Here is a 23783-nt window from a genome sequence, read left to right on the forward strand (position 1 = left end):
CTCCTGAGGTTTTTATACTCCAGAAGATAATTCCATCAGCATGAGGTATTCTAGAAAGAATGCGGATAGGAAAGCGAATAACAAAACATACCAAAGTATATCGATTTTCATTCTTAATTTAATCCAGAAAATGATCAGTAGAAAAAGCGGAAGCGTATACAGGTAAATGAGGATGAAGTTAATGACAAAGCTAAGCGGTATCGAATAATGATTGGTAATGAAAACTGAAATCCCCATCTGTACCAGCCAAACTGAAATGGGAAGTGTAAAGCATAAAACCCATTTCCAAACCAGTTTCATCTGCAGTGTTTCCGGATAAGTTTTACGGTAATTCTTTACAACCAGTACGATCATCAAAACGATCATCAACACCAATATCACCAGCTGAACATATTTTATGGTGATCACATCTCCACGCGTATCAGGCTTCCTGGTATCGATCAGCTTACCAGCTTTGAACTGCTGAATTTGGGTAGTTTCTCCCTTAACAAAAGTCTTTTTAGTGAGGAGCTTTTTCTTAGCATCCTGATAAGTCCAAACAGAATCTTCAATTCCACTCTTATAATAGCCTTCAATTAATACCTGCTGGCCATTTAGCCTGATAAATTTACCATCCAATCGCCCACCTTTAAACCTTAAGAAGTCTATATAATGTGATGTTTTAATACGGAGGTAGCTGATCCTTCCGGGGGGCATCAGGCCTTCAATACCCTGTATGCTATTGCGAACGGTCTCTTCCAACTGGTTTATAACGATGTTCTTATGGTGATCGTCTGCTACTATCGGTCTTCTGGTCGTCAGTAATTCTTTCACCTCCACCACCAATAAGGAGTCGAAATGGTAAACTGCAAAATCCCCATCATAATACATGGAATCCGGTAATTTACTGGATTTAAAAAGCACATACTGTGGCTGATTGAAACTTTGATGATATCTGGGCACGCTGCTCGCACAAAATGCAAAAAATGCCAGCAATGATATAAAGGAAGGGCTAAGCTTAAAGCTCCATTTAGATCGGTTTAAACTGTACCAAGCCAGTGGCAGCACGATCAAAGCGATAATGTCAGTATGATCAACGACGCGCTGAATGGGAAAGCAATAAGCACTGAAAAATTCGATGAAGGAAGTCGAATATTCGCTTTTCCAAACCATAAATAATAGTCCGGTCAGTAGAAATATAGCGAGTTTACGTTTAGGAAAAAAGACCGACCAGAAAATTGGGAAGATAAACAAGCCACAGAAATCAGATAACTTACCTGTCAGCGTATTATGAAAAGCTCCTTTTAGGTAAAAATCATTAATTAAAAGCAGCAACAGGCAAAAGAGAAAGGGTAAGGTGGTGAGTGGCTTAAATTGATCGGAGCGCAGCATAATGATGGTCTTTTCAATTTATACGGAATTACAGATTAGGTAACCCATATTATAAAATTCTTGATACATAAAAAAGGCCCCAGAACTTTGATGAGTAGTCAAAATTCTAGGGCCTGATTCATAAAGGTTGCTTATGAATTTATAAGCTTAAAAAGTAACGCTGTTCAAGTTTTTATCAACCAAAATACCATCAATGGCTTTAATGTCAAATTTCACTTTACGTTTGGCTTTCAGCTTGATGATAAACAGCTCTGTCGTGCCATTTAAAGCATCTTTCTGACCTAAGTTTACAAAGGTCGGATAAAGGGCTTTTTTACCGTTTGTATGCAGCCTGTCGTAAGTCATGTTTTCCATTTGCTTCACATTTGTTGGTTGAATACTTACAAACTCATAATCAGCTGCATCGTATGGCAAGGCAAAACTTAAAGCATTTACAGATTTAAGGTTCGTACCTTTCACTTTGACCTCAATGATTTCATCTTTATTATAGCTTGGTTTAGCAGTGCTGATGCTCAGCTTACCAGCAAGCTTATCAATTTTACTGTCATTCACCCCACCGTCAATTCTGGTCGCTACCAATGAGATGTCATAAGAGTCGATCAAGCCATTTTTGTTGATGTCACCATTGCTGATATAACCTTCGAAATCACCATCACCTTGTCTCAAACCAGTGTAGTTCATATACGAAGTCAAATCATTTCTATCCACCAAACGGTCGTTGTTGATGTCTCCAGGTAAGTAACTCTCTGTTCCAGCAACTTTGAATACATACAATTCTCTACCAGAACCAAAACCACCAACACCTTCTGTCACCGCCATTTTGAGGTAACGTGCAGATGGATGCGTAGGGAAGTTAAAGACCTTCACTTCATCTGTGTTCGCCCATGTAAAATCACCTGCCGGAGTCCAGTTTTCTTTGTCATTGCTGAAGAACACCTGGCCTTTCAGGATGATGCCATTTCCTCTTCCTGAACGAGGTAAGTAATGGAATTTATCCAGTTGATTGATGGTTTTTAAGTCCATCACCATTTCAAATGGCAACGCATTTACGCCCCATTTCGTATGCCAGGTATTACCTTCATCAAAATCGAATAACTGCTCGATTTCAGATCCTTCCTGATCTGCGGCTGTTGATTTAGCAACAATACCTTGGATTGCAAATTCCAGTGGGTTAGATTTGGTAGTGGCGCTAAATTCTGTCCAGGCAGATTGCCCATCTTTATTTACCGCACGCAATTTAAAAGCATAAGGAGTTTCAGCAGTTAAACCATCAAATAACAATGAAGTGTCTTTGATCGTCGTGTAATGCATGTCATTGAAATCAATTTCATAGTAATCTGCATGATTCACTTTCGACCAGGTTGGCTTCAAGGTATAAGCTTCCTTATTTTTATCGGTCACTACAGCATTTACCGGAGCAGTTAAAGCACCTGTAGAGATGCGCAATTGATCTGCCGGCTCATATTTGAAGCCTTCAACCGTTGCCACAACCAGATTTTCCGTAATGTCTGTAGCACTTACTTTAATCAGTACCTGTGGGTTTTTTGTGATCGCTACCTGTTCAAAATCAGTTCCTTTAGTCGCAAATTTATTCAAGTTTGGAGCTGCATCGTAGAAATATACATTCTCTTTACTTAAGAATTCAGCCATCGAATTTACTTCAGTTAACTTGATTTTATTCTGGCCAACTTTTACCAATACCTTTTTAGGTTTTTGAGAAACGTTGATTCTAAGTTCTGTCGTTTTCGTTTTTACAAAACCATCGAAATCACCTTTTGTGGGGTGGATCGTTACGGTTGCACGGTTCTTTTTATCTACTTCCGACTCGATTAAGCTGGATGCACCTTTACCCAGTTTATATTGTTCGGTAGTTCCGTCATCGTCATATTCTGTGAATGCACTTTTTCCAGCAGGATAGAGCTCATAAATTCGATTTCCTTTGTTGATCTCTGTGACATTGTTGTTTGGATTGGTCAATGGAATAATGGCCCCATTTTTAATGAATACCGGCAATTTCCAAATCGGAGCCTCAAAGCTGTTGATGATACTATTTCCTGCATATTTTTCTCCAGAAAAATAATCAATCCAGGAACCTTCAGGTAGGTAAATGCCATTACGAATGTCATTGCCTTTCTCATCAGATTTTGTAGCCTGATAAATAGGGGCGATTAAGAAATTCGGACCATATAAAAACTGGTATTGCGTGGCCTTACCTTGAGTATAAGCATTCGGATATTCCAGGAACATCGCTCTGATCATCGGTAAGCCTGAAACTGCTGCTCTGGCAATGCTGTAAGCATAAGGCATCAATTCCGATTTCAGCTTTAAATAGTTGCGGTTAATCGAAGTAGCTGGTTCACCTAAGGCATGCGGATATTTTTCATTTGATCCCCATCCATCCATGTTCAATTGCATTGGCGTAAACGTTTTCCATTGGAAGTCCCTGATATTAACGGCCATGTTTTTACCGCCAAAAATACCATCCACATCGGAAGTAATGTTTGGCTGTCCTGACAATCCAGAACCTAAATAAGTAGGGATATGGAAACGAATGTATTCCCAAACTCCACCAGTCTGATCACCAGACCAAATGCCCGCATAACGCTGCGTACCTGCCCAGCCATCTAAAGAGATGATGAACGGTCTGGCATCATTGCCGTATTTGCTCATGATCTGAGCAACATCAGCCACACCATTTAGTCCGAAGGAATAACCGGCACCTACCCAAGCTACGTCTGTTTTCAGTACGCGAACACCCGCTTCTTTTACTTCCTTTAAAATATCTCTTTGTAGTAAAGCGCTCACTTCTGGTTTAGGATGAAGGTCTGATTGTGTCCATAAACCGATCTCTACACCATTTTTGCGGGCGTAGTCGCCTAAGCTTTTCAGGTTTTGAATGTTCCCGTCTAAAGTTTCTGTCTGGCCATATCCAGCACCATAACCATCATTTGGAAGCAGCCAGCCAAAAGGCATGTCGTTCTTTTTGTAACGATCGATCACGGCACGTGCAGAAAACTGGTAGTTGTTTTTCTCCCCGTTCAAGGATTCCTTGATACCGCCATTGTCTTTCTGACTCTCTTTATAGTGTTTGCCATCTTCAAACAGCATCCCTCTTTCATCTGCTTTCCAGAAATCGCGGTTATAGGCATTTAAATGCCCCTGGTAAAAACCGAATTTCGGTAACAATACTGGATTTCCAGTCAGCTGATAGAAGTCGTTTAAAAGCGGAACTGCGCCATCGCCTGCCATCAAAAACACATCCAGGTAATCGGTATCATGTGATAACTTTATTGTACCTTTTTCTTTGGCACCGAAGTCATATTTGCCTTTTTTGAAGGTATGCCATAAAAGGCCATAACCGTTCGAAGACCAGTAATAAGGTGTAGGAGAGGCTACTCCGCCATCCGTCCAGCTGTTCTGGTTTTCTATAGCAATCGCTTTTCCTTTATGAGAAAAACGACCGTTCTGTACCCCACCACCGTAGAAATACTCTTTTGGGGCTTCCTTAAAGGTCAGCACCACTTCATTCTTATCAAAACGAACAGGGGCTGCTTCTTCCAGAACCACCGCATTGGTACTCAGGTTGACAATTTTTAACAGGGTCGTGTTTTTATCTATCTGCACCGAAATTTTGTCGGTAGCAATCGTAATCAGGTTGTTTTCATCTTTTAGGTCTAGTTTTGCAACTGGCCTTCTTGGATTTTCTACCAGAATTTTTGCCTCAGGCTTGGCTACCGGATCTCTCATCACGCCACCAGCATTGTCCTGGAAAAGCCTGAAAATCTGATCCCCGTAGAAATCTAAAGTCAAACGCTGGTTGTCAGAAAATAAGACCTCAATCATTGTCGGACTAACCTTCCGTGCGCTGATGATTTTATGTTCTTTCTGTACAACCTGTTGAAAGGTATTGGTTTGTGGTACTGCCCCGGCATGAAGTTGGGAAATCAGTAATGGGAAAGCTAAGGCGAGCAAAGCTGTGTTTTGAGGTTTAGAACTCCAAAATGTTTTCTTCATAATGTGTGTTATAAATCTTCCCGGACAGGTGCTAAGAACAAAACCTAAATTGTTCAGTCAGGCATTCTCCCGGAAGTTTTAGTTGAAGCCGCCAATATAGAAATTATCTATTGGTTTTTGCTTTTGAAAAATTGTATTATTTATAAGTGTAAATTAGGAAATTGGCAATGGGAAGGCGGTTTTTCGAATAGAAAGGCGAGGGATGTTACGCAATTTTAGCGAAATGATTTATAGTAAAACGTTTTTTTGGCGCTGCTGAATAGCAGAATGGGAATAGGTTGACCTGGAATGAAATTTAACAAGAAATGTGCAATCACAGAAGGGAAGCTTTGAATATAAATGAAATATCAAAGCGTAATTCGATTAGTGTGCCTGGAAATTAAGGCACACTAATCGAAAAGAAGGTCTAGTTTTCAAATGAAGGTATAACTGTCGAAAAGAAGTACACCCATAGAAAAGTAATTAAATGGCGTTGCGGTCTTTATAACCAAAATATCCTGCAAACAGCAGGCCCGCGATTAATAGGATCGAAGCGATCAGTGAAATCAGCTCCCCGGTGTAATAAGAGTTCGGGTGAAATACAAAGGCAATCTGATGTTTTCCTGCCGGAATATGTGCAGCCCTTAACAGGTAATTCGCACGGAAATATGGTTGCTCCACCTCATCAATGAACATTTTCCAGCCTTTGTTATAATAGATTTCTGAAAATACAGCGAGGTTAGCTTGCGTGGAATTACTTTTATACACCATGCGGTCTGGAAAATAACTAGTCAGTTTTATCGTCCCTGATGCTGCGGAATTACCCAGCTGCTGCGCTTTAACCAGTGCTTTGTATTGATCATCGATCACCACAGTTTCTTTAGGTGCAAAAGTACCGATCACTTCCATTTCCTGATCTGCATTACGTACATACTGGATCTTATTGACAAACCAGGCATGACCACAGGCATTCGGATTCAATTCCGCAATTAGCTTTGGAGAATTCGGATCGGTATGGATCAGGTATTTTGTATTCATCATTCCCAGGATATTCAGGTTGATGTTATTCTTGAAATGACTTTCAATCACTTCATCAAATCGCTTCAAACGAACTGCCGAATAACCACCAATTGACTTGTGGAAATAGGGGGTAGTGGCATCATTCATAATGCTCTGCGTCAAATCCAATACTTTGAAATTAGGATCTTTATCCTGGTCAATAAACCGGTCTACTTCCCTAAGCTGAGGTTTTTCTGTATCCTGTTTTGCCATAAAGCTCTCGGTATTTAGGTACCTTTTGTCAACACCCCATAGATCAAATAACACTAAAAATAGGAAAGCAATAGAGAGTAAATTGGCGTTTAGCTTGTCTTTTAAATAAGCCCAGATTCCTACAAATGCAGTCAAAATCAACAAACAAGACCTCATGGCGTCCGACTGTGCCGCCGCTTTTCTGTCCGCTACAATCGCATTACCAATGGAATTTGCAGTGGCCTGATCTAATTTAAGCGCTGCAGTAAACTGTGCAACCACCACTTCATGGTCACTGCTTTTGAAGGAAAGTAATAAATCAGGGAGCACCGCTATTACTAACGAAAGTCCGAAACTGAGGTAAAAGGCCAGCTTTAATTGCTTAATAAGCTCCGGCTTGTCTGTGCGGACAAATAATTCGTTTACCGCCAGTACCCCCAGTATCGGGAAGCACAATCCCGCTACTGCAAGGATGGATTCAACCGCTCTAAATTTGTTGTAGAAGGGTACATAGTAAAAGAACAGATCGGAAATTAAAGGCAGGTTTTTTCCAAAGGACAGAAACATGGTCAGGATCACTACGCCTAATAACCACCACTTGATCCTGTGTTTGACAATCAGTAAACCCAGTATAAATAGAAAACAAATGACCGCACCAAAATAAAAGGAACCTTCCGTAAAAGGCTTTTCTCCCCAATAAAAAGGCATTAATGATTTGGAAAGGTAATCTGCCTCCTCAGGATTAGCTCCAATGTCCGTTAACGCTTTTAGCACATGGGTATGCTGTACGGCATTCCCTCTGGAACTGCCGCCAAAAGCATTTGGGACTAGAAAAGTAATACATTCTTCTACACCCTGACTCCATTGGTAGGCATATTCTCTGGATAATCCTGTACTGGTTTTCGCCGTTTTCTGAGTCAGGTTGGCATGTCCTCTGATGGTTTCCGCACTGTATTCATAAGTACTCCATAATGAGGAAGTATTGACAGCAATTGCCAGTAGTCCCGCAATAAGCGCAAAGCCTGAGGCCTTAAAAAAGTCTTTGGTCTGTTTTGTTTTTATAGCATGATATGCTTCTACACCAACAAAAATCAGGATGGCCAGAAACAGGTAATAAGTCATCTGGAGGTGATTGGCACGGATTTCTAAAGCCAGAAATAATGCGGTTATCGCAGCACCATAAATATATTTACCCCTGAAAACGAGTATGATTCCCGCAAGAACAGGCGCAAAGAAAGAGATGGCAGCAACCTGATTCGCATGTCCGGCACCAAATAAAATGATGTTATAAGAAGAAAAAGTGAAAGCAACAGCACCCGCTGCGGCAAGCCAGGGATTCAGTTTAAGGACGCAAAAGAGAAAGTAACTGCCTAGCAATAAAACCATAACGGTACCTGCTGGCTGTGGAAGGGAATAGTTCACTACTTTTATCAGCCAGGTGGTGATGTTGTTGGGGTAGGGTGCCCAGATCTGGAAAGTAGGCATCCCTCCATGAATCTGATTGGTCCATAAAATCGTTTCCCCCTTTTCACGGTAATGGTTGATTTCTGTAGTCGTAGATTGTGCCCTGGTCACATCATTTTGTCCAAGCGTTTTTCCAAAGAATACGGGATTAAAATATAAAAAGGTGATTCCAAAGAAAAGTACAATGACCATCAGATGCTGGCCATTTCGCTTAAACCAATTATTCATAGCTGTTAAAAATTTCCCTAAATATATAAAAACTAGGCGCGATGAAGGCTAAGGCTTTGAATTGACAGCTGTAAACTATCTTTTAGTTATATAACTAAAAGATAGTTGTATAACTGAATTATAAGTTGTAGCTTTGGTTATGGAAGAATTAACCAAAAGCGAAGAAAAGGTAATGCAAGTGCTTTGGAAATTGCAAAGTGCATTTGTGAAGGATATTATTGAGCAACTGGACGACGATCCTAAACCTCCATACAATACCATTTCCTCCACGGTTAGGCTGCTGGAGAAAAAAGGGTATGTATCCTACAAAGCTTATGGGAAAACCTATGAATACTACCCTGCGATCAGCAAAAAACAATATACCAAAACCACCTTTTCAAAGATGTTTGCGGGATATTTCGACAATTCACCAGCCTCACTGTTATCTTTTATGGTGAAAGAAGAAAAACTAACAGAGGAGGATATCAATGAGCTCAAAGCCCTCATCAAGAAAAAATCTTCTTAATGGAATGGCTATACTATCTGCTGAAAGTTAGCAGTTGTCTGCTGCTCTTTCTGGGAAGTTATGCACTGTTCCTAAAAAAACTAAGTTTTTTTAAAGCCAATCGGATCTACCTGATGGGGACCTTGTTTCTCAGTTTTATCATTCCATTGCTGAAATTTGAATGGAGCCAGCAGCTGGAAACGACCAGGTTCTTTGGCGGATATGATCCTGTAGAACAGATCAGCAGCAAATCGCTGGCACCAATACTCCTAAACCAGGAGCTCAATTCCTTTAATATTGCCGACTGGCTTTTTTACAGTTACCTCCTGATCATGGCAATAGTTCTAGGAAGAGGCTTTTTTAAAGTATATCAGTTAATCAGGCATACGCGTGCTGAGTTCAGCCGAATTAATGATTTAAAGGTGATTGACAAGAAAACAGGTTTCGCCAATTGCTCCTTTTTTAATTATGTTTTTATCGATTCCAGTAATCTGACCACTGAGGAAACGCAGATTTTGTTAAAACACGAGCAGGTTCATGCCAGACAATTCCACAGCCTTGATAAATTGATTTTATTGTTATTTAAAGCTGTGCTCTGGTTCAATCCGCTCATATATTGGTATGAAAAAGCAGTAGAAGAAGTACATGAGTTTGAAGCCGACGCGCTGACTGCAAATGAATTTTCGGCTGATTTATATGCGAATCTTCTCCTGAAAATGGCTACTAAAACCCAGTTAAACCCTATCCTGCATAGTTTTAGTCAGCATCCTTTGAAAGATAGAATAGGGATGCTTTTTACCAGTTCCTCTAAAACTGGAAGAAAGTGGAGTTATTTAATCATGATCCCATTGCTGATCTGCCTGAGCTGGTTATTCGCTTTCAAAGTACCAGAGCTCTCCACAGAAAGAAGCGCTGGCGACCGCAATTTTGTGTTGATCCTGGATGCCGGACATGGAGGTAAGGACCATGGGACAGAAGATCAGGGACTTTTTGAAAAAGACCTGACCTTGTTAATGCAGCAAAAGCTGAGCAGGATGGCGAAAGACAGAAACCTTAAAGTGATCACCACAAGGGATATGGATCAATACTTATCTCTAAAGGACAGGGTCGAGCCCAAAGGTGACCTGCTGATTTCCCTTCATGTGAATCAAAATCAGGATGCTGCAATAAATGGCATTGAGCTCTTGAGAGGAAATGCAAGTGCCGATACAGGCAAGGCCGAAAAATTAAATCAACTGAGTTATCAGCTGTATAAAAACCTCAGCAAATTAAAAGGGATTGCCATAAATAATACTCCGAAAGAAGTTAAAGGACTATATATTTTAGACAAAAGCATCTCTCCATCGATGATCCTTGAACTGGGCTATTTAACGCATCAGCAGGATCGGGATTATTTAACAAACCCCGATAAACAAGAAGAATTAGTCCATGCAATCCTCAATTCGATTTTAGATTACCAAGAAACCTTACACAAGGATAAATAGTATTAACATGTTTAAAATCGCAAACTTTCTTTTGTTTGCCAGTCTATTTTTACTGGTGAACGGTTCCTTCGCGCAATATAAAATACAAGGAAATATCGCTGTGGAAACACCTTTGTCCATTTCGGTAAGAATTAAGGATAGCCTAAACTTTTCGCAAGTCACACAAACAGATCAACAGGGTAAATTCAACTTTAGCAACCTAAAGAAAGGAAAGTATCTGCTGATTCTTTCTGGCCTCAATTTTAAAACAATACAATCTTCAATTATATTAAACGCAGATACGATCATCAGCTTCAACTCAGCAAAAAATACCATTGATTTGAAGGATGTTGAAATCAACCTTAAGAAGAATTTAATAGAGAAAAAACTGGATCGTACCGTATTTAATGTGGCAGGAAGTGTTGTGGCAATGGGTACAGATGCACTCGAACTGATGGCTAAAGTTCCCGGAATTCGTGTGGTCAATGATAGAGTTTCTTTAGTGGGAAAAGGAGGGGTCAGCATCATGATCAATGATAAACTGACACCGCTGAGCGAAGAGGACCTGGCCAACTATTTACGGTCCATTTCTTCCGATCAAATCGCTAAAATTGAGGTCATCACCAACCCTTCTGCTAAATATGATGCCCAGGGGAATAATGGACTGATCAATATTGTGCTAAAAAAGGATATCGCGGAGGGATTTAAAGGAACGGCGAATCTAGGTTTTACACAAGCCATTTATCCTACAGCATCTGCAGGAGGGAATCTGAGTTTCAGAAAAAATAAGATGACGTTGTTCAGTAATTTTAATATTCGGAAAGGTTCCAGTGTTCCTTTCGAACAGAGCAAAGTTTTTTATCCGACGCAAACCTGGAATGTGGTCAATAAAGACCGAAACTTCCGCACAGTGCCGAGCGGGCAATTGGGAATCGATTATCAGGCCTCTAAAAACATTGTAATGGGGCTGTCTTTTAATGGCGGTCTGACTAATTTCCACTCCGAGGAAAACATAAAAACCAGGGTATTGAACAAAACACAAAACCTGGATTCCCTTTTGAATTCTGATGCCAATGCCAAGTTCAAGTCACATTATAATTCCGCAAATTTTTACCTGAAGCAGATCCTCGATACACTAGGGAAACAATTCATGATTAACGCAGATTGGTTTAAATATGATGATGATAAACAACGTTTTTTTGACAATACAAGTTATGATCCTCATGGGCAAATCATCCCCAATTCCTTTGCTCAATATCTATCTGCAAGTCAGCAGAAAATTGATTTATATACTATAAAAGCTGATGTAGACTTGCCATACGCTATTTTTAACCTTTCCATCGGTACAAAACTGAGTTTTATCCGAAACCAAAGCGATGTCGCTTTTTATAAAATGAAGGACAGCTTTTATGAAATTGACCAGGGCCAAAGTAATCAGTTTAGCTATACGGAAAACACACAGGCACTATACCTGAATCTAAATAAAACAACAAAGAAATGGGATTTTCAGGCGGGACTAAGAGCAGAATATACGCAAACCGCAGGTATCTCCATCAACTCCAGCACCGGAAAAGATTACCTAAAACTCTTTCCTACCCTTTTTATCGTTTATCGATCAAATGAAAAAAGCCAGTTTTCTTTAAATTATGGACGAAGGATCAATAGGCCAGGTTATAAGAAACTCAACCCTTTCCGTTGGTATAGCAACCAATATTCATACACGGAAGGTAATCCGTTTTTGCAGCCTTCCTATAACAACAACATGGAATTGTCTCATACTTATGCCAGGGTTTTAACCAGTACATTGTCTTTTAGTAATACCAATAATGGCTATAATGAGGTCAATTTTACGGATGTAAATACCAATACCCAAATTTTAAGGCCAGTTAATTTAATTACCGCTTATCATTATCAGTTGAGTAATTCCATCACTTTTAATCCGTTTGATTGGTTCGGAAGTACCAACCAATTGGATGTCTTTTATACCCGTTCCAATTCTTCTATTGCAGCAACCATCCCAGACTTAAATGGTTTTGGTGCTTACTTTTCTACTTTAAACCAATTGGTTTTGAATAAATCGAAAACAATAATGGGCGATTTGAATTTCTGGTACCAGTTTCGGGGAACTAGTGATTTAAACAAAATGAAAAGTCAGTATAGCCTGGATATCGGCTTAAAAAAACTGATGCTGGACAAAAAATTACAGTTAGCATTGAATGCAACGGATGTTTTAAAAAGCAGCAGGCAGCGTTACAGCAGTGTAGTCAATCACATCAGACAGGAATATAACAATTATTACGATTCGCAATACCTGCGATTCACCATCAGGTATAATTTCGGAAATGAAAAGCTGAAACAGCAGGACAGAAAGCCCGGTAACGAAGAGGAAAGGCGGCGCAGTAATTAATGATAACCTGATCAATTCAGTATCAGGAAATTTTCCTGAACCTGGCTCTTTTCTTATCTTATGGTATTTTTTTCGATCCAATTAGCCGGTAAGTTTGTTGTAGAGTAAAAGAGAAAATTATGTATCAGCTTAAAGTGATTGTAGCCAGCACCAGGCCGGGAAGAAAAGGGCCAGCTATTGCCAAATGGTTTATGGATTTACTCCAGGAACAGTCCGATTTTGAAGTCGAACTGATCGATCTTAAAGAGGTAAATCTGCCTTTTATGGATGAACCGGAACATCCCAGACTACAGAAATACCAACATGAACATACTAAAGCATGGAGCAAGAAGATTGCAGCAGCCGATGCTTTTGTTTTCGTGACGCCGGAATACAATTTCGGATACCCTGCAACGCTAAAAAACGCACTGGATTTTCTATATCAGGAATGGACCTATAAACCGGTCGGTTTTGTAAGTTATGGCGGTATTGCTGGTGGTACCAGGTCTGTTCAAATGCTGAAACAAGTCGTCACAGCGTTAAAAATGGTTCCAATCGTAGAAGCTGTCCATGTTCCTTTTTTTACGAAATTCATTGATGATCAAGAGCAGTTTGTTGGCAATGAAGGACACCTGCGTATGGTACAGGGACTATTGAAGGAACTGGTATGGTGGACAAATAAGCTGAAAAGCTAAATCACATAAGTTATGATGAAAAAAATAGCAGGTGTTTACAGTAGCACCTATAAACATGCAGTGGGCGATGGGTTTAAAGTGATCAATATCTTTCCAAATGGAAACAACCTTGGAGATAAAATGAGCCCATTTTATATGATAGATTATCAGCCGGAAACTTATTATGAACCTAGTGATAAAAAACGAGGCGTAAATGTACACCCGCATCGCGGAATAGAGCCGGTTACCCTGGTTTATCAAGGCGCCGTAGCACATGCCGATAGCGCTGGTCATCAGGGAATCGTTGGACCTGGCGACGTACAATGGATGACCGCCGGAAAAGGAATTCTACATAAAGAATATTTCGAAGAAGAGTTTTCCCGTAAAGGAGGAAATCTGCAAATGATGCAGGTCTGGACCATATTACCAAAAGCAAATAAATATGTGGAACCAAGCTATCAAACCCTGCTCAAAGAGGATATTAAAAAAGTAACACTGGAAGATGGAGAAGTTAGGGTAATCGCAGGAAGCTACCAGGACGTAGCAAGTCCGGTAAGAACGTATAGCCCGATGAACTTATTAGATGTGACTTTGAATAAAGGGGGAGGTATGAAAATCGACTGCCCGGCAGATTATAATATGGGTATTTTCATTCTCGATGGTGCACTTCAACTAAATGGAACAGCAGCCGGTAAAGAGCAGTTTGTTTTATTTGAAAATGAAGGAGAAGTGGTAGAGATTTTAGCCGCTTCGCAGGCTAAGTTTGTAATTTTGAACGGGAAGCCATTGAATGAACCGGCAGTACATAAAGGGCCATTTGTAATGAATACTCAGGAAGAAATAGAACAAGCTTATGCAGATGCAGCCGCCGGTAAATTTGGGTTCCTGGAAAATGAAACCGTATAATTAATGAAAGACTAAATACAGCAACAACCCGGTAACTGCCGCAAATAGGGTATTAAGAAAATTAACACCATTGTTGCCGATTAAGTTTTTGCGTTCCAGCATAGCACCCAGCAGGGAGTCTGTAAAGTTGCCTATCATCCCTGCAATCGCTACAATGATTGCCGCCTGCCCAAATCCCGCATAGATCAAAGCGATAATTCCAGCGCCAAGAGCGCCGATTAAGGTACCCTCAAAACTGATCACACCATCCAGGCCTTTTGCTTCTTTTTTCAAACTGAGGATATTGAAAAACCGGCTGCCATAAACTGTTCCAAGTTCAGAAGACAGGGTGTCGGCAAGGGCAGAAGCCAGACTTGCGGCCATCATTAACAGGTAATAATTACTGTTTTCAGGATTCAGCAGACATAGTACAGCAGTAATGCCGGCAACACCACCATTCGCAAGTACCTGCCAGGTATCTCTGCCTGTTTTTTCTCCTTCAGCAGGCTGGATCTTGAGCTTTTCCGCCTTTTTATGTGAAGTAGCCAGAACGCTTAGAACAAAAAATGCCGTTAGCATTAATATTCCCTTTAAGCCTGAGGCTAAGGCCACTAGAAAACCTAATATAGTAGCAGCTACAGCAGCAAATAAGGTCAATTTTCTGATTTTTACGCAAACTACCATAAGTACCGTTAATAGGAGCAGTACGATTTGCAGTAAAGGATCATTAAGGAGAGGCGTCATCATCTGTGTTATACCAGCGTGTTGAATTTAACTTTAATGTGTTCTTTTGCTTGTTTCTGAAACTCTTCTGGCGTCTGCCCGGTTTGTTTCTTAAAGAAACGACTGAAGTATGGCCTATCTGAAAAGCCCAGTTCGTACGCGATCTCTTTGATCGTAATTTCGCTGTGAATGATACTTCTTTTAGCTTCCAGAATGATCCGGTCATGGATCAGCTGCATTCCTGTTTTATCCAGTTTCTCTTTTAAAATCTGGTTTAAGCGCTTGGAACTGATGCCCAGTTTACCCGCATAAAAGTCAGTATTCCTCACTTGCTGAAAATTGCTTTCCAGCAGCATCAAAAACTCGTACACCCGCTTTTGATGAATATCCTGACTGGTGAAATCATGTTCTTTTACCTGAATCAATTTCAATAGAAAAACCTTAAGCAAGGCTTTTACCATGGTCATGCTTTGGTTTGCATATTCCTTTTCCAGCAAACTAAAGATCCCGGAAAGCTCAGCAGCAGCAGCTTCATTTAACCGCAGACAAGAGAATTCGCCCTGCACATTGAAAATTTTAAAGAGATCTAAAAGAAACTCTTTGTCCTCTTCTTCCAGCATATCCCTCTTAAAAGAGATCAATTCCCCGTTCTTTCCAGCTTTATTTAATTGATGCACACGGTATGGAGGAATCAGGTAAATCCAATCTCCTTTAGCATCCAGATCCGTATCCTTCAAGGCATGTAAAGCATCTTCATTCTTTAACCATACAATCTCAAAAAAGTCTTTCCGTCCAGGATCATTTAGATAACTAGGTGGACAATTGCCCAGATTACGAATATAAATCAATGATTTCTCCAAGCCCGCCGGTAATGCAACATTCATCATGGTATAAAGATAAGGACTCTTCATTCAGGAGATTGGACGATTTGGAAATTATGGTGGACTATTCGGAAATAACTTAATTTTTGTGGCTTAGCGATGACTTTTTAAGTCCAATGTTTCCTGATTGTCCCATATAATGCGCTGATAGTGTAACCGGAAGCGAAAAAACCAGACCTACCTTTACAGCAGATTAAAAACAGGAGCAATGGAATTCGGTACAACAACAGATAAACAACTGGCAAAAGAGGTTCGCAATAACCTGGAAATGATACTCATGGAAAATACCTGGTTGTTAAAACAGATAGATTTTAATGAAGTAGCAGTTTTAGCGAATGCTATTAAAACCGCAAACAGTGTCTTTATTATTGCTGCCGGACGTTCTGGTTTTGCCATGAGATCTGCAGCAATGCGCTTAATGCACCTGGGACTAAATGCCTATTTTGTTGGAGAAACCACTACTCCGGCCATCAAACAAGGTGATTTATTGATCGCAGCATCTGGATCTGGTACCACCAGCTCGATTGTAAAAGCTGCTGAAAAAGCAAAATCTGTAGGATCAAGGGTGGTGGCACTTTCTACGCAATCACAATCTTTACTGGCCAATATCGCTGATCAATTGATCCTGATTCCAGCTGCGGAAAAAGAAGACCATGAAGGCAGTCGCTCCAGACAATATGCAGGAAGCTTATTTGAGCAGTTCCTGTTACTACTAACAGATGCAATTTTCCAGTCTTTATGGAAGCTGGATGATACACCAAATGCAGAATTATGGACCAGACATGCAAACCTGGAATAACCAGCAGAAATTGCTGAACAACCCAATAACCCTGATCAATACTTCGGGGAATCACACGAATTAAATCATTTTTTATATCACATCATTATGGCAAAATTACAAGTAGCAATCGATTTATTAACGACAGAAGAAGCATTAGCATTGGCAGCAAAAGTTGCCCCTTATGTAGATATTATTGAACTGGGAACTCCACTGATTAAAAACATGGGCGCAGCAGTAATCACTGCAATGAAAAACGCACATCCAGATAAATTGGTTTTCGCAGATATGAAAACAGCAGATGCTGGTGAATTAGAAGCAGAAATTGCATTTAAAGCAGGTGCCGATTTAGTTACTGTAATGGGTGCTGTTGGTGATGCCACGATTATCGGTGCAGTGAAAGCAGCAAAAGCACATGGAAAAGGGATCGTAGTAGATACTATTGGTTGCCCTGACCGAGTTAGACGTGCACAGGAAGTCACTAAATTAGGTGTGGAATTCGTAGAACTTCATGCAGGATTAGATGAGCAATGGACGTCAGGATATTCTATCCAGGTATTGATCGACGAAACTGCAAGAGTAGGCGTACCAGTTTCTGTAGCAGGTGGTGTGAATCTTGACAATGTTGCGGCAGTAGTGAAAGCTGGTGCAGCAGTAATCGTTGCAGGTGCAGCAATCTATGGTGCAGAAGATCCAGCTGCAGCAGCAAAAGCAATGCGTACAGCAATTGACGCAGCTTAATATCTTTTAGTAGTATTTGACTTACGATGGCCTTGGGAAACTAAGGCCATTTTTGTACCTTCTGTAATTACACTCTATTTTTTACAAAGCTGAAAGAAATAGAACAGTATGTAACTTTTAATGATATTGTCTATCTGAATTAGTCAATGTGATTAATTATGAAGTCTTTGTTAACGCTCTTCTTGTTCTGTTCTATAGGGATTTTTTCTTGTAATCGGCAGGGAGTTTATAATATCGATGCAGAAGTCATCGATTTGAAAACTAATATGCCCAAGGATTGGATCATGTCAATAGATTCACAGCAAATCCTGGCTTATGCGGTGAAATTAGACACTTCAGTCAAACAAACAGGTCATCATTCCTTATCAATTGAAAAAACTGGGGATCAAGCTCGATATGGGCTGATTTCTTATGCTATACCCAATACTTTTCAGGGGGAAACCATTGAGCTAAGGGGCGATATCAAAATGAAGCAGGTAAACTCCGGTTATGCGGCGTTATTCCTTCGTGTACTTGGAAAAAATGAAATCCCTATTGAGTTTGACAACATGGAGAAGGAGCAGCTAAAGGGCACAGCAGAATGGAAATCTTATAAAATTACACTGCCTTATAATACTGAAGCCGCAAAGAGCATTGTTTTTGGGGTGCTATTAGTTGGAAATGGTAAAGCATGGTTTGATAACCTTCAACTTTTCATTGATGGAAAAGCTATTGAAAAGGTACCATTAAAAGAAGGGATCATTGTAAAGGCCGAACTCGACACCGCATTTAGCAAATCTTCTGGAATTTCCGCTTTTAAGCCCAATGCAAGAATCATAAATAACCTGGTTATAGCCGGACAGTATTGGGGATTCTTAAAATACCATCACCCGGCCATCGGTAAAGGAGAGTACAATTGGGATGCAGAATTATTCCGTTTCTTGCCACAGGTGATTGCAGCAAAAGACAACCAGGACCTGAGTCGGGTGTTAGAGGGTAGTTTGGATAAGCTGGGGGTTCCTGTACCAAATAAAAATAAAGTAGATGCTATTGCTGCTGGAAACATAGTTCTAAAACCAGACTATGGGCAATTGTTTAACGGAAATGTATTGTCAGCATCATTGCGGGATAAACTCATTAGTGTCAAGGAAAGTAAAAGAAGTCATTCCAGTTATTATATCTCCCCCGCACCGGTTGGTAATCCTGTATTTGAAAATGAAAAACTATATACTGAAATGTACTATCCAGATACCGGGTACAGGATTCTTAGCCTGTATAGATATTGGACGATGGTCAATTATTTCTTTCCCTACAGAAATTTAATTCCTTCAGATTGGAACGAGAATCTTGCCCTAGCATTACCTGATTTTATTAATGCAAAAGATACGCAGGCTTATCTGGTAGCTACCCTAAAAATCATTGCTAAAGTAATGGATACCCACGCTAATATTCAGAGCTACCATCTAGCATTGGATATATTCAGAGGAAAGTATAAACTTCCGTTCAAAGCGGAATTTATAGAAAATAAACTGGTAGTCACTGGTTATCATAAGGATACTTTAGGGCTAAAACAGAAGTTTCTGATTGGGGATGTACTAACGCACATTAACGGCAAACCTGTAGATCAGCTGATCAGGGAGTTTTTACCTTATACGCCAGCTTCTAATTATGATACGCAGCTGAGAGAACTTCCAAATTCATTCTTACTTCGAGGGAATACGGCAATCTTTAATGTTGAATTACAAAGAGGTGGAAAGACCATCAGCCAGCAAACGGAAGGGCTTGACGTTTGGTATGTTTCAAAGTCGGCAAGTACTGAACCGAAAGAAGGATTCAAATTGCTCAGTAAAGACATAGGGTACGTTTTTCCAGGAAAGTATAAGGACAGTCAGCTTCCAGAAATAAAAACGCTTTTTAAAAATACGAAAGGAATGATTATAGATTTACGCTGCTATCCGTCAGAATTTATGCCCTATACTTTTGGTAATTATATTAAACCAATATTGACTCCTTTTGTAAAAATAACCAGAATGGATTTGTCTCATCCTGGAACAGTTTTTAATATGGGCTTTGGACACAATGGAGTTTTAACTGGCGAGACGTATACAGGGAAAATAGTGGTCATCGTAAATTCAATTACACAAAGTCAGGCAGAATTTACAACCATGGCCTTTCAAAGTTCTCCAAATGTTAAAGTGTTGGGTAGTACTACAGCAGGGGCAGATGGAGACTTTTCCACTATCCGTTTACCTGGTGGGATATCCACAGGGATTTCAGGTGCAGGTATATATTATCCGGACGGAACACCTACACAGCAGGTTGGAGTTAAAATTGACTATCGGATAAAACCTACCATCAAAGGTACGATTGCAGGAAAAGATGAGCTACTGGATAAAGCCAAGGAAATATTAGCAGGAATGATCAAATAATGGAACAGAATTAATCTATAAATTTAAATTGCTGATGTAATAAAAAGTCTCGTATTTTTTGAATACGAGACTTTTTATTTGCTGATCTTACGACCCGCTGTATCTAACACAGCTTTTTTAAAATAAAATCCCCGTCAGCACAAAGCCGACTATAATAGCTGTAGATAAGGCTACAAGTCCTGGTACCATAAAACTATGGTTCAGTACATATTTTCCAATCTTCGTACTTCCCGTTCGGTCAAAATCTATGGCCGCAACAAGGGTAGGGTAACCTGGAAGTAAGAAATCGCCATTAACGGCAGGAAACATCGCAATCAAATGCGGGTTCACAATTCCTAAGGCAAGCCCCATCGGCATAATCGTTCTGGTGGTTGCCGCCTGACTAAAGGTCAAAGCACCCATAATGAACAAGGCAAAAGCGAAAGTCCATGGGTAAACAGAAACAATGTCTTTGAAAGTATGCTCTATAATGGCCTCATTTGCCGCCATAAAAGTAGCGCTCATCCACACCACACCCAATACAGAAACCACTGCAGTAGCCATGGAAGTAAACAAACTCATTTTTACCACTTTTGCTGCTGAGGTTTTAGTAATCAGCATGATCATTGCAGAAGCAGTTAAAGTGATCATAATGATCAAACTGGTCAGGCTGATCGAACCATCCGCATTGACGCTGAAACTCTTTGCACCGCCAACATGGGGAACCAAAGCAGGGAAAGCACCAAATAAAATGATCAGCAGAATCGCCAGTCCAAATATTCCAACAGCAATTTTAGCACCTGGAGCAGCTGTGTAGTGGTTTTCTCCGCCACTGGTATCTGTAGGATCCATGGAATGTGCAAATTCAGGGTCTTTCATTTTCTCGAGGAAAATCGGATCCTGATCTAATTCCAAACCCTTTTTACGCACTACTAAAATGCTCACAAGTATTCCAATAATAGAAGCAGGAATACAAATTTTCATGATGTCTATCGATGCCGAAGAATAGGCAAGTATAGCTACTAATGATGCAGTTGCTGCACTCATAGGGCTCCCAGTAATCGCCAGGTGAGAGGCTATTACAGAAACCGATAATGGTCTTTCCGGTCTGATTCTTTGCTTGGCAGCCACCTCAGCAATGATCGGTAAAAGAGAGTACACGATATGTGCAGTTCCCGCAAACAGACAAAGGAAATAGGTGGTGAATGGCGCAATAAAAGTAATCTGACTAGGGTTTTTCCTAATGATTTTCTCGGCAATACTGACCAGATAGTCTAAACCACCAGCCGCCTGTAGTGTGGCAGCGGTGGTTACAATGGCAAGAATAATCAGTAACACGGCAACAGGAGGTTCGGCCGGTGTCATTTTAAACACCAGTACGAAAATCATTAAACCTGCCATTCCCATCACCCCGAGCCCAATACCTTTCATTTGTGACCCGATCAGGATCATGGCTAGTAATATGCCGAGCTGTACGAATATCATTGTGAGATGAATTTAGGATTGATCAGGTTATCAATGGAATAAACCTCATCCCATTTTGCCTGGGTAATCAGTTTTCTCTCGGTCACCACAATCTCGTAAATAGATTTACCGGTTTTAAGCGCCTCTTTAGCAATAGAAGCACATTCTTCATAGCCTAGAATTGGATTCAGCTGAGTGACAATACCAATACTCTGCATCACCATATTTTTACAGTGTTCTTCATTCGCAGTAATGCCCAGCACACATTTATTTTTTAACGTCAGACAAGCCTTTGTCAGGTATTGCAATGAAGTGAATAATGCCATTCCAATTACTGGTTCCATTACATTTAATTGCAGCTGACCTGCTTCAGCAGCCATAGTAACCGTCAAATCGGCACCAATTACATAGAAACAAGTCTGGTTCATCAACTCAGGAATCACCGGATTTACTTTTCCTGGCATAATAGACGAACCTGGTTGCATTGGAGGAAGGTTGATCTCATTCAAACCACATCTTGGTCCGCTGCTCAATAACCTTAAATCATTACAAATCTTGCTCAATTTGATGGCATTACGTTTTAACGTACCGCTCAATTGTACTAAAGCGCCAGTATCATAAGTTGCCTCAATTAAATCTGCGGCAAGCACCACCGGAACTTTACTGATTTCCGCTAAGTATTTTACGCATAAAGCAGAGTAACCTTCTGGTGCATTTACACCGGTACCAATAGCCGTAGCGCCCATATTTACTTCGGTAATCAGCAATGCCGCTTCTTTAATACGCAGTACATCTTCTCCTAAAGTAGTAGCAAAGGCATTGAACTCCTGTCCTAAGGTCATCGGAACTGCATCCTGCAACTGGGTTCTTCCCATTTTGAGGACATCCTTGAACTCTTTCCCCTTGAAGAAAAATGCTTCCTGTAATTCTTCTAAAGCCAATGCGAAAGAGTTGATCTTTAGATAAACTGCGATTCTAAAAGCCGTTGGATAGGCATCATTGGTGCTTTGAGAAAGATTCACATCATTATTTGGATGTAAATGAAGGTACTCTCCTTTTTTATGTCCTAAATACTCCAGACCAAGGTTTGCAATCACCTCATTCGCATTCATATTGGTAGAGGTCCCCGCACCGCCCTGAATCAAATCACTGATAAATTGATCGGTAAACTCACCGGCAATTAAACGGTCGCAGGCATAAACAATGGCTTCTGCTTTTTTAGGATCTAAAATTCCAAGATCTCTATTGGCCAATGCAGCCGCTTTTTTAACGTGACCAAAAGCCTGGATAAAAAGAGGTTCACTGCCAATAGGAATTCCAGTGATGTCGAAATTCTCTTTTGCGCGCATCGTTTGAACGCCATAATAACAGTCGTTGCTGATTTCTTTTTCCCCTAAAAAGTCGTGTTCAATTCGAAAAGTTGCCATAATAGTATAAAATTAAATAGTATGTTTTGAATGTTAAATCGTTGTTTATTTTTTCATTGCTGCTGTTCTTATGAAATGTAAATCATATCCACCTGGATGAACAGCCATATCCCAAATTAGTACTGCAAAAAGTATTTTTGAAGCTCGGCAGTTTTATGGGTTTTTGTTAAGCCAAGCATCAATAATATCCTTGCTTTTTGAGGGTTTAGATCGTCAGAAACAATGGTTCCCAATTCCTTGTCGTCCACTTCTCCATCTTCTACCACGCGACCAGAGACGCATCTGCTCCCCCGACAAACGGCAATACCATCGCCCACTGCTTTTTTGACCGCTGCAGTGAAGGCTTTAGAGAAATTTCCGTTACCCACACCGGCAATTACAATTCCCGCTACTTTATCTTTGATCATCACATCAAGGATGGCAGGAGAGGCATCAGTGTACATATAAGCGATCTCCACTTTAGGGAAAACCGTGTTTTTATCAATAGAAAAAGGGGCAATATGTGGTGTACGGCGATCTGAAGTTTTATAGAACTCTACTTTTCCATCAAATACCTGTCCGATTGGCCCGCTGTTCGGAGAACCAAAAGCATTCACTTTAGTGGTACTCAATTTGGTCACATCTCTGGAGCTAAAAACTGACTCGTTGAAGGAAACCAATACCCCACGGTTCCTGCTCTTTGGGCTTGCAGCAAGGGTAATGGCATCAAAAAGATTCTTAGGGCCGTCTGCACTGATCGCTGTTGAAGCACGCATGGCACCGGTTAATACCACCGGATTGTCAGAGGAAATGACTAAATCAAGGAAATAAGCCGTCTCTTCCTGCGTATCTGTACCATGGGTAATCACTACACCTTCCGCCTCTTTTTTACTGAAGATCTCATTGATTCTGATCGCTAATTTTTTCCAGATCTCCAGACTCATATCCTGACTTCCTACCGAAGAAATTTGTTCACCACTCACATCAGCAACTTCTTTGATGGAAGGAATAGAGCCAATTAATGCCGAGACGGGGATTTTACCAGCAGTATATCCTGCACGATCTGCGGAAGCGCCCTCTCCGGCAATGGTTCCTCCGGTAGCCAGTATGATGATTCTTGGTTTTTGGCCATAAGCTATTTGCAGCAATAGGACCATTACTAAAAGGGAGAGTAGTTTTTTCATAATTGTAGATTTATAAGTAG

General features: G+C 40.4%; 16 protein-coding genes. 8 read left to right on the top strand and 8 right to left on the bottom strand.

The window, feature by feature from the left end:
• Nucleotides 1–12 precede the first annotated feature (12 nt).
• From AQ505_RS07085 to AQ505_RS07095, 3 genes are all read right to left on the bottom strand, one after another.
• A complete protein-coding gene (locus AQ505_RS07085; RefSeq protein ID WP_062547534.1) occupies nucleotides 13–1371 on the bottom strand; it encodes a hypothetical protein in 1359 nt (452 codons plus the stop codon).
• A 147-nt stretch (nucleotides 1372–1518) separates the two neighbouring features.
• Entirely contained in the window at nucleotides 1519–5385 is a 3867-nt protein-coding gene (locus AQ505_RS07090; protein WP_062547535.1) for a TIM-barrel domain-containing protein, read from the bottom strand.
• Nucleotides 5386–5847: 462 nt separating this feature from the next.
• Nucleotides 5848–8307 (bottom strand): YfhO family protein, encoded by a 2460-nt coding sequence (locus AQ505_RS07095; protein ID WP_062547536.1) that lies wholly within the window; start codon nucleotides 8305–8307, stop codon nucleotides 5848–5850.
• 139 nt (nucleotides 8308–8446) lie between these two features.
• On the opposite strand from AQ505_RS07095, the gene AQ505_RS07100 reads away from it, so the two are divergent.
• The 5 genes from AQ505_RS07100 to AQ505_RS07120 all read left to right on the top strand — a co-directional run bounded on the left by AQ505_RS07100 (nucleotide 8447) and on the right by AQ505_RS07120 (nucleotide 14220).
• Nucleotides 8447–8812 carry a BlaI/MecI/CopY family transcriptional regulator gene (locus AQ505_RS07100; protein WP_062547537.1) on the top strand — a complete coding sequence of 122 codons (366 nt, stop codon included), beginning with the start codon at nucleotides 8447–8449 and terminating at the stop codon, nucleotides 8810–8812.
• Nucleotides 8812–10275, top strand: coding sequence for an N-acetylmuramoyl-L-alanine amidase (locus tag AQ505_RS07105; RefSeq protein ID WP_062547538.1), 1464 nt, complete (start codon nucleotides 8812–8814; stop codon nucleotides 10273–10275). Before AQ505_RS07100 ends, AQ505_RS07105 begins: the two co-directional genes overlap by 1 nt.
• Nucleotides 10276–10282: 7 nt before the next feature.
• Nucleotides 10283–12661 carry an outer membrane beta-barrel family protein gene (locus AQ505_RS07110; protein WP_062547539.1) on the top strand — a complete coding sequence of 793 codons (2379 nt, stop codon included), beginning with the start codon at nucleotides 10283–10285 and terminating at the stop codon, nucleotides 12659–12661.
• 119 nt (nucleotides 12662–12780) lie between these two features.
• Nucleotides 12781–13335 (top strand): NADPH-dependent FMN reductase, encoded by a 555-nt coding sequence (locus AQ505_RS07115; protein ID WP_062547540.1) that lies wholly within the window; start codon nucleotides 12781–12783, stop codon nucleotides 13333–13335.
• Between the two features lie 12 nt (nucleotides 13336–13347).
• Entirely contained in the window at nucleotides 13348–14220 is an 873-nt protein-coding gene (locus AQ505_RS07120; RefSeq protein WP_062547541.1) for a pirin family protein, read from the top strand.
• Here the strand turns inward: AQ505_RS07120 and AQ505_RS07125 are convergent, their stop codons facing one another.
• Nucleotides 14221–14946 (bottom strand): DUF92 domain-containing protein, encoded by a 726-nt coding sequence (locus AQ505_RS07125; protein WP_062547542.1) that lies wholly within the window; start codon nucleotides 14944–14946, stop codon nucleotides 14221–14223.
• Nucleotides 14947–14951: 5 nt separating this feature from the next.
• Entirely contained in the window at nucleotides 14952–15833 is an 882-nt protein-coding gene (locus AQ505_RS07130; RefSeq protein ID WP_231635035.1) for a helix-turn-helix domain-containing protein, read from the bottom strand.
• 178 nt (nucleotides 15834–16011) lie between these two features.
• On the opposite strand from AQ505_RS07130, the gene hxlB reads away from it, so the two are divergent.
• The 3 genes from hxlB (at nucleotide 16012) to AQ505_RS07145 (ending at nucleotide 19730) form a co-directional block, all read left to right on the top strand.
• Nucleotides 16012–16602 carry a 6-phospho-3-hexuloisomerase gene (hxlB, locus tag AQ505_RS07135; RefSeq protein WP_062547543.1) on the top strand — a complete coding sequence of 197 codons (591 nt, stop codon included), beginning with the start codon at nucleotides 16012–16014 and terminating at the stop codon, nucleotides 16600–16602.
• Nucleotides 16603–16689: 87 nt separating this feature from the next.
• Nucleotides 16690–17322 carry a 3-hexulose-6-phosphate synthase gene (gene hxlA / locus AQ505_RS07140; RefSeq protein ID WP_062547544.1) on the top strand — a complete coding sequence of 211 codons (633 nt, stop codon included), beginning with the start codon at nucleotides 16690–16692 and terminating at the stop codon, nucleotides 17320–17322.
• A gap of 158 nt (nucleotides 17323–17480) precedes the next feature.
• A complete protein-coding gene (locus tag AQ505_RS07145; RefSeq protein WP_082461440.1) occupies nucleotides 17481–19730 on the top strand; it encodes a S41 family peptidase in 2250 nt (749 codons plus the stop codon).
• 117 nt (nucleotides 19731–19847) lie between these two features.
• On the opposite strand, the gene AQ505_RS07150 is transcribed toward AQ505_RS07145, so the two are convergent.
• The 3 genes from AQ505_RS07150 to AQ505_RS07160 all read right to left on the bottom strand — a co-directional run bounded on the left by AQ505_RS07150 (nucleotide 19848) and on the right by AQ505_RS07160 (nucleotide 23763).
• A complete protein-coding gene (locus AQ505_RS07150) occupies nucleotides 19848–21194 on the bottom strand; it encodes an anaerobic C4-dicarboxylate transporter family protein (RefSeq protein WP_062547546.1) in 1347 nt (448 codons plus the stop codon).
• Nucleotides 21191–22600 carry an aspartate ammonia-lyase gene (gene aspA, locus AQ505_RS07155; protein ID WP_062547547.1) on the bottom strand — a complete coding sequence of 470 codons (1410 nt, stop codon included), beginning with the start codon at nucleotides 22598–22600 and terminating at the stop codon, nucleotides 21191–21193. The genes AQ505_RS07150 and aspA overlap by 4 nt, the downstream gene beginning before the upstream one ends.
• 116 nt (nucleotides 22601–22716) lie before the next feature.
• A complete protein-coding gene (locus AQ505_RS07160) occupies nucleotides 22717–23763 on the bottom strand; it encodes a type II asparaginase (RefSeq protein WP_062547548.1) in 1047 nt (348 codons plus the stop codon).
• Nucleotides 23764–23783 lie beyond the last annotated feature (20 nt).

This window comes from Pedobacter sp. PACM 27299 (assembly GCF_001412655.1).
Classification (GTDB): Bacteria; Bacteroidota; Bacteroidia; order Sphingobacteriales; family Sphingobacteriaceae; genus Pedobacter.

Excerpts from the sequence above, each read along its gene's own strand:
- AQ505_RS07085 (WP_062547534.1), bottom strand. The coding sequence starts at position 1,371 with ATGCTGCGCTCCGATCAATTTAAGCCACTCACCACCTTACCCTTTCTC.
- AQ505_RS07090 (WP_062547535.1), bottom strand. The coding sequence starts at position 5,385 with ATGAAGAAAACATTTTGGAGTTCTAAACCTCAAAACACAGCTTTGCTC.
- AQ505_RS07095 (WP_062547536.1), bottom strand. The coding sequence starts at position 8,307 with ATGAATAATTGGTTTAAGCGAAATGGCCAGCATCTGATGGTCATTGTA.
- AQ505_RS07100 (WP_062547537.1), top strand. The coding sequence starts at position 8,447 with ATGGAAGAATTAACCAAAAGCGAAGAAAAGGTAATGCAAGTGCTTTGG.
- AQ505_RS07105 (WP_062547538.1), top strand. The coding sequence starts at position 8,812 with ATGGAATGGCTATACTATCTGCTGAAAGTTAGCAGTTGTCTGCTGCTC.
- AQ505_RS07110 (WP_062547539.1), top strand. The coding sequence starts at position 10,283 with ATGTTTAAAATCGCAAACTTTCTTTTGTTTGCCAGTCTATTTTTACTG.
- AQ505_RS07115 (WP_062547540.1), top strand. The coding sequence starts at position 12,781 with ATGTATCAGCTTAAAGTGATTGTAGCCAGCACCAGGCCGGGAAGAAAA.
- AQ505_RS07120 (WP_062547541.1), top strand. The coding sequence starts at position 13,348 with ATGATGAAAAAAATAGCAGGTGTTTACAGTAGCACCTATAAACATGCA.
- AQ505_RS07125 (WP_062547542.1), bottom strand. The coding sequence starts at position 14,946 with ATGATGACGCCTCTCCTTAATGATCCTTTACTGCAAATCGTACTGCTC.
- AQ505_RS07130 (WP_231635035.1), bottom strand. The coding sequence starts at position 15,833 with ATGAAGAGTCCTTATCTTTATACCATGATGAATGTTGCATTACCGGCG.
- hxlB (WP_062547543.1), top strand. The coding sequence starts at position 16,012 with ATGGAATTCGGTACAACAACAGATAAACAACTGGCAAAAGAGGTTCGC.
- hxlA (WP_062547544.1), top strand. The coding sequence starts at position 16,690 with ATGGCAAAATTACAAGTAGCAATCGATTTATTAACGACAGAAGAAGCA.
- AQ505_RS07145 (WP_082461440.1), top strand. The coding sequence starts at position 17,481 with ATGAAGTCTTTGTTAACGCTCTTCTTGTTCTGTTCTATAGGGATTTTT.
- AQ505_RS07150 (WP_062547546.1), bottom strand. The coding sequence starts at position 21,194 with ATGATATTCGTACAGCTCGGCATATTACTAGCCATGATCCTGATCGGG.
- aspA (WP_062547547.1), bottom strand. The coding sequence starts at position 22,600 with ATGGCAACTTTTCGAATTGAACACGACTTTTTAGGGGAAAAAGAAATC.
- AQ505_RS07160 (WP_062547548.1), bottom strand. The coding sequence starts at position 23,763 with ATGAAAAAACTACTCTCCCTTTTAGTAATGGTCCTATTGCTGCAAATA.